We start from the raw sequence: 13,299 nt of genomic DNA on the forward strand, positions 1-13,299 counted from the left end.
ATGTCGACCGTCGCCGCCCTCTACCGCCATCCGGTCAAGGGATTCACGCCCGAGCCCCTGACCGAGGCCGTCCTCGAAACCGGCGGCTGGTTCCCCGGCGACCGGATGTGGGCGGTCGAGAACGGCCCCTCCGGCTACGACCCTTCGGCTCCCGAACAGATCCCGAAGCAGAGGTTCACCGTCCTTATGCGTCAGGCCATCCTCGCCCGGGTCCGCACCCGCTGGGACGAGGCGACCAATGTCCTGACCGCCGAGATCGACGGCGACCGTCTCGACGTCCGCCTGGACGACCCCGACGACCGCGCCGCCTTCGAGGCCCGGCTGGCCGCCTTCCTCGACGAGGAGGCGAGGGGACCGCTGAAGCTGATCGCGGCCGGCCCGGATCATCGCTTCATGGATTCCTCCAAAGGCCGGGTCTCGATCCTCAACCTCAACAGCGTGCGCGATCTCGAGGCGCGATGGGGCCAGACGCTCGCCCCCCTGCGCTTCCGCGCCAATATCCAGGTCGAGGGCTGGGCGCCCTGGGTCGAGAACGACTGGGCCGGAGAGGCCATCACGATCGGCGAAACCGTCCTGCGCGGGGCCAAGCCCATCGTCCGCTGCGCCGCCACCGAGGTCGATCCGGCGACGGGCGAACGCGACCTCGCCGTGGTCCGCGCCCTGTTCGAGACCTATGGCCATATGTTGTGCGGACTCTATGTCTCGATCGAGCAGGGGGGTCGCATCGCGATCGGCGATCCGGTAGCGAGACCCGCATGACCGACACCTCTTCCACTCCCACGCTCGTCTCCGCCTGGAAGGCCGCACAGGCCCGACTCAAGGCCGCGCGGATCGACAGCCCCTCCATCGACGCCCGCCTGCTGCTGGAGGCCGCGACCGGCGCCAGCCGCATGGACATCCTGACCGACCCCTATCGCGCCGTCAGCGCCGACCAGCTGGCCATGCTGGACGGCTTCATCGACCGCCGCCTGAAGCGCGAGCCGGTGTCGCGCATCCTCGGCCGCAAGGGCTTCTGGAAGATCATGCTGAACGTCACCCCCGACGTGCTCAGCCCGCGCCCCGACACCGAGACCATTCTCGACATCGCCATGCTGGCCCACGTCCCGCATGAGGCCTTCACCGTTGCCGACCTCGGCACCGGTTCGGGCGCCATCCTGCTGGCCATCCTCAGCGAACGCCCGGCGGCCAAGGGCGTCGGCACCGACATCTCCTTCGAGGCCCTGGCCGTGGCGCGCGAGAACGCCACCAACCTTGATCTCGACGGCCGCGCTGCCTTCCTGCGTACCGAATGGGCGGCGGGCTTCGCCGACCACAGCTTCGATCTGGTGGTCTCCAACCCGCCCTATATCCCGTCCGGCGACATCCCCGGCCTCGACCCCGAGGTGCGCGACCACGATCCGATCCTGGCCCTCGACGGCGGCCCCGACGGGCTGGAGGCCTATCGCCAGCTCGCGCCCGAGATCAAACGCATCCTGAAAGCCGGTGGCGTCTTCGCCGTCGAGATCGGCTGGGACCAGGGGGAGGCGGTCAAGGCCCTCTTCGTCGAGGCGGGCTTCGACAACGTCATCGTGGTCAAGGACCTCGGCGACCGCCACCGCGTCGTCACCAACGGCCCCGACCCGCGCACCAATCCGATCCCCAAGGGCTGATCCCTATCCTCCCCATTGCGCTGTGACGGGGAGGCCAACAAACCCCTTGGAAAACAGCCGGACGCGCGCTAAGTCAGAGGCTGTCTCCCACCCAAACCGCACGCCTCGTACCGCCTAACCGGTTCAGTCACGCGCGCTCGGGGCATGTGATGGTCGGGCCGGAAAGCCCGGCGAACCACGGGGCGACGACGGATTTCCGAATAGATCGTCCCCGGGGATTGGCCCCGAACGAAGCGGAACGACGAAACGGACAGGCTCTGGACGCGCATCGCGATCCGGCTGTCCTCTCGAAAGCACGGTAGCGTCTCATGAGAGATTTCAAGGGCATGAAGCGTCAACGCGGACGTAACAGAAAGCCCGGCGGCGGTCAGTCGAACGCCAACAACGCCAATCCGAACCGGTCCTGGGACTCCCAGGGCCCGGAGAACATCAAGGTCCGCGGCAACGCCCAGACGGTCTATGAGCGCTATCTGCAGCTCGGCCGCGACGCGACCGCCTCGGGCGACCGGGTGCTGGCCGAGAACTATCTCCAGCACGCCGAACACTATTTCCGCGTCCTGCGCGCCCTGCAGCCGGCCCGTCCGGTGTCGGAGATCGCCGCGCGCGAACTGTCCAATCAGGGCTTCGACATCGATTTCGAGGACGAGACCGGGGCCCAGGCCGCCGCCTTCCTCGCCGCGCAACAGGCCGCCGACCGCGCCGCCCAGCAGGCCAATGAGCCGCGCGAAAACGACCGGCAGGACGGGCAGCCCCGCGAGCAGAACCAGAACCGCGACCGCGATCAGAACCGTGGCGAAGGCGGGCAGCAGCGCGAATGGCGTGACCGCGACAACAACAAGGATCGCGACAACAACCGCGACCGCGACCAGCAACAACCCCGCGCCGAGGGCGAAGAGGGTGGTCCGCGCCGCGAGACCCGCCGCGAACGCTGGGAACGCCGCCGCGAGGAGCGCAACCGCCGCTTCGAGGCCGAGGGCGGCGTGGGCGAGGCGCCCGACAACGCCCCCTATGACGCCGGCGCGGATTCCGCCGCCGACGCCCAGACTGCGGCGCCGGCCGAAGCCCTGACGGGGACGCCTTACGAGCCCGCCGCCGACGACGCCCCCAAGGCCCAGCGTCCGCGCCGCAACCGGATGCCGCGCGAAGGCGACGCCGACGACGCTCCGGCCGCCCTGCCGGGCTTCCTGACCCGCTCCTCGGCGCCTGCCGCCCCCGCCGTGGAAGCGCCGGTCGCCGCAGCCTCGGACGAAGAGCCGGCGCCGAAGAAGCGGGCGCCGCGCCGCAAGGCCGAAACCGCCGCCGAAGAGTAATCCTGACCCCGGACCGTTCGCGGCTCCGGGGTTTCTTCGGCCTCGCAACACAACCTGTGGTTTTACCGTAATGCAATCTATGGCCGTCATCCTCTGCTTCAGGAGGACTTGTCATGGAATTCATTCTGATGCTTCTGGCCCTTGCCCTGTCGGGCGCCTGGGCGGGGATAAGGCTGGCGCTTCGGGCCCGGGGCGAGAGCCGGCGGCTGCGAACCGAGAACGCCTCGCTCGAGGACCGGGTCGAGGAGCGCACTCGCGAACTGCGTCTCGCGCTCGAGGCCGCCGACGAACAGGCCCGGGGTCTGGCCGCCGCCAACAAGGCCAAGACCGACTTCCTGGCGGGCATGTCGCATGAGCTTCGCACCCCGCTGAACGCCGTCATCGGCTTTTCCGAACTGATGCGGATGAACGTCCAGGCCGAGCCCCTGACCCGGCGCCAGTCCCAGGCCGTGGACCAGATTCTCGCCTCGGGCCAGCATCTGCTCAGCCTGATCGAGGAGGTGCTCGACCTCGCCCGCATCGAGGCCGGCAAAATGTCGATGTCGATCGAGGCCGTGGACCCCCACCTGGTCGCCCGCCAGGTCTGCGACAGCCTGAGACCCCAGGCCGAGGCCGCCGGGATCGCCCTGACCCCGCCGCCGCCCACCGCCGGCTTCGGCGTCGTTGCGGACCGGACCCGGCTGCGGCAGGTGCTACTCAACCTCGTGTCCAACGCCATCAAATACAATCGCCCGGGCGGCGCGGTCTTCCTGCAGCTGCACCAGACCGCCGAGGGCGTGGCCCTGGCCGTCCACGACACCGGCGTCGGCATTCCCGAGGCCCGGATGACCGATCTCTTCCAGCCCTTCAACCGTCTGGGCCGCGAGACCTCCGAAGTCCCCGGGACCGGCATCGGCCTCGCCGTCTCGCGCCGTCTGGCCGAGGCCATGAAGGGAAGGCTTGAGGCCGTCAGCCGCGAGGGCGAAGGCTCGATCTTCACCCTCAGCCTGCCCCTGGCTCGATCCCTGGCGCCCGAGGTCGTCGCCTCTCCCATCCCGGCGCTGGAGACACCCGTGATGCCGGGCGGCGCGGCGACCCTGCTCTATGTCGAGGACAATCCGTCCAACATCGCCCTGATGCGGCATGTCATCGCGGCCTTGGGCGGTCTGCGGCTGCATGTCGCCGAGACGGGGCACGAGGGGCTGGCTCTGGCCCGCGACCTACGCCCCGACGTCATCCTGCTGGACATCAACCTGCCGGGGATGGACGGGTTCGAGCTCAAGGCTCGGCTCGACGCCGACCCCCTGACGCGCGGCCTGCCGGTGCTGGCCCTGTCGGCCAGCGCCATGCCCGGCGACATCAAACGCGGCCGGGCGGCGGGCTTCCGGGAATATCTGACCAAGCCGCTCGACATTCCTGTTCTGGCCCGGGCCCTGAATCGCGCCCTCATCGAGAGTTTGTCGGAGTCGGGGACGGGGGCGGGGGCGCCCAACGACGTGCAAGCGGCGTAACCGCTTGACGGGGCGGGCTGCGAGCGCTCTGAAGGCCTCGCGTCAGTCGTAGCTCAAGGTCGCCCATGCGCCTCGCCGTCCTCGCCGGTTTCGCCGCCTCCCTGGTCCTGTCGGCCTGCGCCACGGGCGCGCCTCCGCCGCCTCCGCCCCCGCCGCCGAACCAGCCCAGCTATCCGGCTCCGCCCAGCAGTCCGACCGGCGCGGCCCTGATGGACTGGCGCGGCGTCATCACCGCCACCGACCGCGACCGCTACCAGCGCCGCGACGCCGCCTGGTCGCTGGCCCTGCAGCAGGCCCGCCGCCAGACCGGCTCCGGGGATCTGCAGAGCCTCGGCGACCTGATCGATCCGCGCGCCGCCTTCGCCCCCGTCGTCCCGCCCGTCGGCGATTATCGCTGCCGCACCGTCAAACTGGGCTCCCAGGGCGGCGAGGACGGCCTCGGCTATGTCGTCTACGGCTGGTTCGCCTGCCGTATCGAACAGACGCCGCGCGGCCTGAAATTCTCCAAACTGACGGGATCCCAGCGGCCCAGCGGGCTGCTCTTCCCCGAGACCGACCGGCATATGGTCTTCCTCGGCTCCGTGGCCCTGGCCGCCGAGCCCCCGGCCAATACCTATGGTCGTCGCCCCGACCGCGACGTCGTCGCGACCCTGGAGCGGATCGGCGACCGCCGCTGGCGCCTCGTCATTCCCTGGCCCCAGAACGAATCCAACCTCGACCTGATCGAACTCGTCCCCGCCTGACCTTGACCCGGTCTGTCGCCGTCGCAGGGGCCGGTCCCACCGGTCTCGCCGCCGCCCTGATGCTGGCTCGTCAGGGGCGGCAGGTGGTGGTGCACGAGCGGTTCGAGGAAGCCCGCCCGGTCGGCGCCGGCTTCATGCTCCAGCCCACCGGCCTGCACGTCCTCGACCGGCTCGGCCTGACCGCCGAGGTCGAGCGCCACGCCCAGCCCCTGACCCATATCTTCGGCCGCGAGGCCCGGCGCGGCCGGGTGGTCCTCGACATCCGCTACGGCGACCTGAAGGCGCCGCGGCCTTCGCTGGGGGTGCATCGGGCCGCCCTGTTCCACGTCCTGCACCGCGCCTGTCTGGCCGACGGGGTGGCGTTCGAGACGGGGAGGGAGATCGTCGGGGCCGCTGACGGCCGGCTCACCGGCGCCGACGGCTGGACCAGCGCCCGGTTCGATCTGATCGTCGACGCCACCGGCGCCCGCTCGCCCATCGCCAGAGCCCTCGGCGCGCGGCGTCAGGAACTGGGCTGGTCGGGCCTGTGGGGCACGGTCCCCTGGCCGGGCGGCGGCTTCGACCAAGGCGCGCTGGAGCAGGTCTATCGCGAGGCCTCGAAGATGATCGGCGTCCTGCCCTGCGGCGGCCTGCCGGATGCGCCCGACCAGCGCCTCGCCACCTTCTTCTGGAGCCTCAAGGGCGACGACCACCCGGCCTGGCGCGCGGCGGGTCTCGATCCGTGGAAGGCCGAGATCCTGTCCCTCTGGCCCGAGGTAGCGCCGATCCTCGACAGCATCGCCGACCCGGACGCCCTGACCCTCGCCCGCTACGGCCACCACACCCTCATCCGGCCCGTCGCCGACCGGCTGGCGGTCCTCGGCGACGCGGCCCATTCGACCAGTCCGCAGTTGGGGCAGGGGGTCAATATGGGCCTGCTTGACGCTCTTGCCCTGGCCGATGCGCTCGAGACCCATCCGGATCTCTCCGACGCCCTCGCCGCCTATGCCGCCGCCCGCCGCTGGCATGTGCGTCTCTATCAGGCCCTGTCGATGATCTTCACCCCCTTCTATCAGGCCGACGGCGCCGTCCTGCCCTGGATCCGCGACCATATCCTCGGCAAGGTCGCCCGCCTGCCCTTCGCCCCGAGATTGCTGGCGGCGACCGTCTCGGGATTGCTGCTGGATCCCAGAGGCCCGGCGATCCGGAAGATGTGAACCCCAGCCGACGCGGACCGTTCGTCTCCCTCTGATCGAAGGAGCGACCATGACCGCCCGTCCCCTCATCGCCGTCGCCGGCGCGGCTCTTGTCGTTGTGGCCTGCAGCCGGAGCCCCTCGCCCTCGACCGAAGACCCCCAGACCACGCCCCAGGACGGGGTCACCCCGCCCGCCTCGGCGCCCCACGATCCGGCCGCCGGAGAGAGCCTCAGCGGACCGACCCCGCCCCCTGTCGATCCGGCGCCGCCAGCAGGCGAACAGGGCGGCGCCGCTGACTGGCGCCAGGTCGCGAAAGCCGCCGACGCCTCCGCCCTCGGCCGTCTGGATCAGGCCTGGCGGCTGGGCCGCGCCGAGGCCGAGGACAAGGGGTTCGCCGATCAGGTCGAGGCGCTGGGCCCCCTCGTCGATCCCAACGCCGCCCTGACCGGCCGCCTCCAGCCCCCGCCCGGAAACTACCGCTGTCGCACGATCAAACTGGGCTCACGCGACGAAAAGGGTCCCGCCTTCCTGTCCTATCCGGCCTTCCGCTGCACGGTGGAGCTGACGCCCGGCGGCGACCTGATCCTGACCAAGACCACGGGCTCGCAGCGCTCGCGCGGCCTGCTCTATCCCCATTCGGACAACCAGTTGGTCTTCCTCGGCGCCCAGGCCTGGGGTGACGAGACGGCGTATCCGACCTATGGCCAGACCCGCGAACGCGACCAGATCGGCGTCCTCGAACGCCTCGGCCCGCAACGCTGGCGGCTGGTCATCCCCTGGCCGAAACAGGAGGCCAAGCTGGAGATCCTCGAACTGACACGGTGATCAGGCGGCCGCTTCCGGCTCCGGACGAACGGCCGGCCTGGCGCGCGGGGGCCAGATCCCGAGACCGATCATGAAGATCATCGAGACCAGACTGGCCAGGAGATTGGCCTCCCGGGCGTCGACAGGAAGCGGGCTTCCGATCCCGGCGGCGAAACTGACCGCGAAACTGGTCACGAACCCAAGGCCGAACGGGATAAGCGACAGCCAGCCCGTGGCCCCCACATCATGCAGTCGACGGGTCCCGATCAGCAGCCAGAACGGAAATGATGCGGTGCTCGCGATCACCGGCCCTGCGACGCTGGCCAGCATCAGATAGGCGATCACAAGCGCGACGAGGCTCGCCCAGTATTCCCGCCGCCGGGACCGTCCGGCCCAGAGCGCCTTGAACTGTTCCATGATCAGACCTTCGTCAGTCTAAGGTCTTGATAGTCGTACGAGAAATCCGCGTCGGGGCTCAGCGCCTTCATGGTCGCCGTCCTCGGTCGGCCGTTCTCGAGGGCGAAGGTGACCAGCAGGTCCTCCTCGCGCTTGTCGAGGAAACGGGTCCGCATCGTCTCCCCGTCATAGGGCTCGACCGGACCTTTCAGCGTCGGGGTGTGCGTAAACGCCATCCACAGGCCGCCGTCCTTCATCTCGATCGTGATGTCGCCGTACCAGGGGTCGCGCCAGGTCCCGGTATAGGCCTCCAGAGGCGCGGACGGCTTGGTCCCCGCCGCCTGACGCGCGTCGATGTCGGCGGCGGCCTTGATGGCCTTGGGCTCGGCCTCTGCCGCGACCCGCACCGCGTCGGCGATCCAGTCGAACGAGCCGCCCTTCTCCATACAGATGTCGGCGATGCCCGAGCGCAGGGCGCGCAGCAGCTGGCCCTCCTCGGCATTGGAGAAGACCGAGAAGCCGACATTGCGGCCCGGGATCATCACCGTCGCCGAGATGCCGCCCGGCGAGCCGCCGCCGTGGCTGATGTAGCGTTCGCCGCGATAGTCCTGCACCTGATGGCCCATGGCGTAGGTCGAGGCGATGGCCCGCCCCGGCATGGCCGCCGTCGGCCCCTCCGAACCCGAGACGATGATATTGGGCTTCCACATCTCCCTGGCGACCGCCTCGGAAAACAGCCGCGACCCGTCGGGCAGCCTGCCCATCGCCAGCCGGACATTGATCCATTTGGCCCAGTCGACCGGATTGGTGCAGATGCCGCCCGCCGCCGCCGCCGAATCCCAGTTCCACACCTCGGCGATGGACTCCGCGATCTGAACCATCGGCCCATGCGTCCGCAGAGGCGGTCCGACGCGCGCGTGGGGCAGGGCCGACTTCTGCGGATCGGCCAGGGTCGCCATCGGCACGGTCTCGGCCATCCCCACGCGATCGAAGATCCGCGTCTGGATGAACTGCTCCCAGCGCATGCCGGAGACCTTCTCCAGCACCGCCCCGGCGACCACGAACATCAGGTTGCAGTAGTGATAATTCGCCCTGAACCCGTCCTCGATAGGCACGAAGGCGGCCTGGGCCACGACCTCGTCGCGGGTCCGGTCGCTGTTGGGCCAGAACAGCAGATCCCCGGCGCCGAGGCCGAAACCGGCGCGGTGGCTGAGCGTATCGCGCACCGTGATGTGCTCGCCGATGTACGGATCGGACAGGGCGAATTCGGGGAGATAGGTCTTCACCGGCTCGTCCCACTTCACCTTGCCCTCATCGACCATCATGGCCAGGGCGGCGGCGGTGACGTTCTTGGTGTTCGACGCTATGGCGAACAGGGTGTGTTCGTCGACGGTCCGGGCCTCGCCCGTCTTGCGAACGCCGTATCCGCGCGCCAGCACGGTGCGCCCGTCCTTGACCACGGCGATGGAGATGGCCGGCTGGTCCGGGAAGGCCGCCATGGCCCGTTTCACATAGGCGTCCACCGCCTCGGCCAGGGCCGTGCCGGCGTCGGGCGCCGGGGTCCCTGTCTGGCTCCACGCGAGAGACGGGCTCGCCAGACCGGCCATGCCGAGGCCCGCAGACGAAAGAGCCTGACGGCGCGATAGGCGAAGGGACATGGCGAAAGCTCCAGCAAAACCCGAGCGATGACGCTACGCGTCGATTCAGGCCCGCGCCAGAGTCCGGACCGCCTTCAAGGGCGGGTTGGGGCTCTTACAGAAGCTTAACTGGCACCCTTCGCCGCGCCCGCTGCAAATGACCGGACTGGAGGAGGGCTGACGATGACGACGACCCGTGGGCGGATCGCGATTCGCCTCGCCGTGATTTTCGGCCTGCTGACGTCTGCGGGCGCGGCCTCGGCCCAGACTCCTGACCGCGTCTCCGTCACCGGCGGCCGGATCGTGGGCGAGCGGCAGGACGGGGTGCGGGTCTTTCGCGGGGTCCCCTATGCGGCGGCCCCGGTCGGGCCTCTACGCTGGCGCGATCCCCGGCCGGCGCCGCGCTGGACCGGCGAGCGCCCGGCGACCCGCTTTGCCCCAGCCTGTCTCCAGACCGGAACCTCCATGCCGGGCGAGCCGCCGTCGCCGTCCGCTGAGGACTGCCTCTATCTGAACGTCTGGGCACCGATCGCGGACGGATCGCCGAAACCTGTCATCGTCTGGTTTCCCGGCGGCGGTCTGGCCAACGGCTCCACGTCGATCCCCCTCTATGATGGAGCGGCGCTGGCGAGACGCGGGGCGGTGGTCGTCACCGTGGCCTATCGGCTGGGCGCGCTCGGCTTCCTCGCCCATCCGGCCCTCAGCGCCGAATCTCCCGACCACGCCTCCGGCAACTATGGCCTGATGGATCAGGTCGCGGCGCTGGAGTGGGTCAAGGCCAATGCCGCAGCCTTCGGCGGCGATCCCGCCCGGGTGACCATCGCCGGCCAGTCGGCGGGCGCGACCTCGGTCAGCATCCTGATGGCCTCGCCCCGGGCCAAGGGCCTGTTCCAGCGCGCCATCGGCCAGTCGGGCGGCCTGTTCGAACCCACGGCGTTGGCCCCCCAGTACCAGCTGGCCCGGGCCGAGGCCGACGGCGCCGCCCTGATGACCCGTCTGGGCGCCACGACGCTGGACGAGATGCGCGCCCTCCCTGCCGACCGGCTGCTGGCGGGCGCCGGCGGAGTGACCCATCCGGTGATTGAGCCGCGTCTCCTGCCCGAGGCGCCGTTCGAGGTCTTCCGCGCCGGACGCCACAGCGATGTGCCCCTGCTGGTCGGCTATAACGCCGAGGAGGCGCGATCCCTGACCGACGTCGCCGAGGTCACCGCCGCCAATTTCAACGAGAAACTGGCCGCCCGGTGGGGCCGTCTGCCGCCGCCCCTGCCGGCGCCCTACGCCTTCACGACCGACGATCAGGCGAGGACCGCCCGGCTCGATTTCGAGCGCGACCTGCGCTTCGGCTGGGACATTCGCACCTGGGCCATGCTGCAGGCCGAACACGGTCGCAGCCCGGTCTATCTCTACCGCTTCGAGCGCCGCCCGCCCTGGCTCGCCGGATCGGTCCGCGCCGACTGGGGCGCGAGCCATTTCGCCGACCTCTGGTACATGTTCGACCATCTGGATCCGGCCGACGGGAACTGGACGGCGACCGACCGGGTCCTGGCCGACCGCATGGCCGAGGCCTGGGTCGCCTTCGCCGCGATCGGCGATCCGAACGGACGAGGCGGGGCCTGGGCGCCCTTCACCCTCGCCGACCCCAAGGCCATGCGCCTCGGCGAGACCCCGGCCATGGGCGACCTGCCGGAAGAGCCCAACTTCCGGGCCTTCGACGCCGTCTATGACAGCTTGCGCGGCCCCCGCTGACGGCCAGACGGAGTTTCTGACACCGGTGTCTTTCCTGCGTCGCGGACCTGATGTAGCGTCACGCCCAGACCTCGCCGTCCGGGACGGAACGGGGCGGGCCTCAAGGCTCATTCGGGAGGAACCCATGCCGTTTTCGTCGACCGGTCGCGGCCGCGTCCAGACCCGCCGGCTGCTCGCCGCCGCGCCCATGCTGGCCGTTCTGGCCGCCTGCGCCCCCGCTGCCGCAAGCGCGCCCGCGCCTGCCGCCGTCCAGACCGCCGCGCCCGTCCGCTGGGGCAGCGCGGTCCTGCGTCAGGACGCGGCCTGGTACGCCTCGGCCGAGGCCCGGCGTCTGGCCGATACGGTCCTGCTCTATCAGTTCGCCAACGGCTCCTGGCCCAAGAACACCGACATGAGCGCGCCGCCGGCCACCCCGGTCGATCCCGAACTCGGCGACACCATCGACAACCAGGCCACGACCCTGGAGATGGAGTTTCTGGCCAGGGTCATTCAGGCGGGCGCGCCCAACTCGGCCGCTTACGTCGCCGCCTTCGACAAGGGGTTCGACTGGGTGCTGGCGGCCCAGTATCCGAACGGCGGCTGGCCCCAGTTCTTCCCGCTGCGGACGGGCTACTACACCCACATCACCTACAACGACGACGCCATGGTGCGGGTGCTCAACGTCCTGCGCGACGTCTCGAACGGCGCCGGCCCCTACGGCTTCGTCGATGCGGGCCGCAAGGCGAAGGCGGCCGAGGCGGTCGCGCGCGGGATCGACATCATCCTCAAGACCCAGATCAGACAGGACGGCAAGCTCACCGTCTGGTGCGCCCAGCATGACGAGGTCACCCTGGCCCCGGCATGGGCGCGCAAATTCGAGCCGCCGTCGCTGTCGGGCTATGAGAGCGTCGGCATCACCCGCTTCCTGATGGGCGTCCCCAACCCCTCGCCCGAGATCATCGCCGCCGTCGAGGGCTCGGTCGCCTGGTTCAGATCGACCGTCATCCCCGACATCGCCGTCGAGCGCTTCACCAACGCCGAGGGCCAGAACGACCGCCGCGTGATCCCCGCTCCGGGCGCCCGCCTCTGGGCCCGGTTCTATGAGCTGGGGACCAACCGTCCGATCTTCCTCGGCCGCGATTCCGTAGTCCACCCCGCGCTCGCCGACATCGAGCGCGAGCGCCGCGCCGGCTACAACTATTTCGACGGGGCGGCCGCCGGTCTGATCGACCGCGACTACCCGGCCTGGCGCCGCCGCGTCGGCCTGCCCGCGACCTGAGCGGACACGAAAACGCCCGCCGTGTCCCCACGGCGGCCGTCTTCAATTGCCGTGTGTGAGACTACAGGCGGCAGCGGGCGAAGACGCCGCGGCGGACCGTGTAGCTGTCGGTGCGCGGGTTGTAGCTGCGATAGCGTTGCGAACAGGCGCGCACGTGGCGATACCAGTCGTTCTGGCGGCTCCAGTTGCGCGGCGGGGCCGGCGGACGGGCGCCCCAATGGTCGTCCCAGTTGCCGTACTGGTCGCCCGGACGACCGGGACCGCCGTGATTGGGACCGCCTCGATCCGGACCGCCCCGATCAGGGCCGTGATTCATCGGTCCGTTCATTGGGCCGGCGTTGTAGGGCCGTTCCTGGGGCGCGGCCCCGGCGGAGGCGGGCAGGGCGCTGAGGGTCATCAGACCGGCGGCGGCGGCGATCAGCAGTTTTCTCATAAGCGTTTCTCCGATGGCCGGGACCTGCCCGGCGTTAACCGAGAACACCCCGACCCCTGCGACGTTGCACCGCAGGTGAGATTTCACCGCTCGCCCCGCCGAGGCTTCAACCTCGGCGGGTTTTCTCAGCGATTACAGGCGGCAGATCGCCGTCTGGCCGCGTCGCACCGTGTAACGGTCCGTGGCCGGATTATAGCTGCGGTAGCGCTGCGAACAGGCCCGCACGTGGCGATACCAGTCGTTGTGGCGCGAGAAGCTGCGCGGCGGCGCCGGCGGACGGGCGCCCCAGCTGGTGTTCCAGCTGCCATATTCGCTGGCGCCGCCATTGCCACGCCCGTTGTCGCGATTGTCGTTGCCGCGCTGCTGTTGCTGCGGGGCGTTGTTGTGCGACTGCGGGGCGGCGAAGGCCGGAATGGCGCTGAGGGTCATCAGGCCGGCGGCCATGGCGGCCAGGACTGTGCGGGTGTTGCGCATGAGGGGTCTCCTTCTTGATCGGTGAACTCCGATGTCGATGAAACGTCCGCGACTCCGATTTCGACCGCTTTCCGGGATATTTCTCTTTGCGTTCAATGTGTAACAAGGCTGACACATTGAGGCGCATCCCGGGCGGGGGCCTCTTGTGTGACCGCCTCGCCACACCCAAATCTCGCTCGACCG

The 13,299-nt window shown here is 69.9% G+C and carries 13 protein-coding genes; 9 read left to right on the top strand and 4 right to left on the bottom strand.

Features of this window, described 5'->3' with window-relative positions; genetic code table 11:
- The 7 genes from IFJ75_RS17360 (at position 1) to IFJ75_RS17390 (ending at position 7,193) form a co-directional block, all read left to right on the top strand.
- Entirely contained in the window at positions 1 to 759 is a 759-nt protein-coding gene (locus IFJ75_RS17360; RefSeq protein WP_207869849.1) for an MOSC domain-containing protein, read from the top strand.
- On the top strand, positions 756 to 1,649 hold the full coding sequence (prmC, locus tag IFJ75_RS17365) for a peptide chain release factor N(5)-glutamine methyltransferase (RefSeq protein ID WP_207869851.1): 894 nt from the start codon (positions 756 to 758) through the stop codon (positions 1,647 to 1,649). Before IFJ75_RS17360 ends, prmC begins: the two co-directional genes overlap by 4 nt.
- Positions 1,650 to 1,975: 326 nt before the next feature.
- The gene (locus IFJ75_RS17370) at positions 1,976 to 2,959 is read left to right on the top strand and encodes a DUF4167 domain-containing protein (RefSeq protein ID WP_225896882.1); all 984 of its coding nucleotides are present in this window, start codon (positions 1,976 to 1,978) and stop codon (positions 2,957 to 2,959) included.
- A 113-nt stretch (positions 2,960 to 3,072) separates the two neighbouring features.
- Positions 3,073 to 4,449: an ATP-binding response regulator gene (locus IFJ75_RS17375; RefSeq protein WP_207869855.1), complete on the top strand. Its 1,377-nt coding sequence runs from the start codon at positions 3,073 to 3,075 to the stop codon at positions 4,447 to 4,449.
- 65 nt (positions 4,450 to 4,514) lie between these two features.
- On the top strand, positions 4,515 to 5,192 hold the full coding sequence (locus IFJ75_RS17380; RefSeq protein WP_207869857.1) for a DUF4893 domain-containing protein: 678 nt from the start codon (positions 4,515 to 4,517) through the stop codon (positions 5,190 to 5,192).
- Between the two features lie 2 nt (positions 5,193 to 5,194).
- Positions 5,195 to 6,388, top strand: a complete 1,194-nt coding sequence (locus tag IFJ75_RS17385; RefSeq protein ID WP_207869859.1) for an FAD-dependent oxidoreductase — start codon at positions 5,195 to 5,197, stop codon at positions 6,386 to 6,388.
- 49 nt (positions 6,389 to 6,437) lie between these two features.
- Positions 6,438 to 7,193, top strand: coding sequence for a DUF4893 domain-containing protein (locus IFJ75_RS17390; RefSeq protein ID WP_207869861.1), 756 nt, complete (start codon positions 6,438 to 6,440; stop codon positions 7,191 to 7,193).
- Here the strand turns inward: IFJ75_RS17390 and IFJ75_RS17395 are convergent, their stop codons facing one another.
- Together IFJ75_RS17395 and IFJ75_RS17400 are read right to left on the bottom strand one after the other, a co-directional pair.
- A complete protein-coding gene (locus IFJ75_RS17395; RefSeq protein ID WP_207869863.1) occupies positions 7,194 to 7,589 on the bottom strand; it encodes a DUF805 domain-containing protein in 396 nt (131 codons plus the stop codon). It abuts the gene before it with no gap.
- A 2-nt stretch (positions 7,590 to 7,591) separates the two neighbouring features.
- The gene (locus IFJ75_RS17400; RefSeq protein WP_207869865.1) at positions 7,592 to 9,226 is read right to left on the bottom strand and encodes a serine hydrolase; all 1,635 of its coding nucleotides are present in this window, start codon (positions 9,224 to 9,226) and stop codon (positions 7,592 to 7,594) included.
- A 162-nt stretch (positions 9,227 to 9,388) separates the two neighbouring features.
- Between IFJ75_RS17400 and IFJ75_RS17405 the strand changes: the two genes are divergently transcribed.
- The gene (locus tag IFJ75_RS17405; protein ID WP_207869867.1) at positions 9,389 to 10,951 is read left to right on the top strand and encodes a carboxylesterase/lipase family protein; all 1,563 of its coding nucleotides are present in this window, start codon (positions 9,389 to 9,391) and stop codon (positions 10,949 to 10,951) included.
- 124 nt (positions 10,952 to 11,075) lie between these two features.
- Positions 11,076 to 12,209 carry a pectate lyase gene (gene pelA, locus IFJ75_RS17410; RefSeq protein ID WP_207869869.1) on the top strand — a complete coding sequence of 378 codons (1,134 nt, stop codon included), beginning with the start codon at positions 11,076 to 11,078 and terminating at the stop codon, positions 12,207 to 12,209.
- 61 nt (positions 12,210 to 12,270) lie between these two features.
- On the opposite strand, the gene IFJ75_RS17415 is transcribed toward pelA, so the two are convergent.
- Positions 12,271 to 12,642, bottom strand: a complete 372-nt coding sequence (locus tag IFJ75_RS17415; RefSeq protein WP_207869871.1) for a BA14K family protein — start codon at positions 12,640 to 12,642, stop codon at positions 12,271 to 12,273.
- 132 nt (positions 12,643 to 12,774) lie between these two features.
- Positions 12,775 to 13,116, bottom strand: coding sequence for a BA14K family protein (locus IFJ75_RS17420; protein WP_207869873.1), 342 nt, complete (start codon positions 13,114 to 13,116; stop codon positions 12,775 to 12,777).
- Between the last annotated feature and the right edge of the window lie 183 nt (positions 13,117 to 13,299).

The sequence above is a fragment of the Brevundimonas goettingensis genome (assembly GCF_017487405.1).
In the GTDB taxonomy this organism is placed as follows: Bacteria; Pseudomonadota; Alphaproteobacteria; order Caulobacterales; family Caulobacteraceae; genus Brevundimonas; species Brevundimonas goettingensis.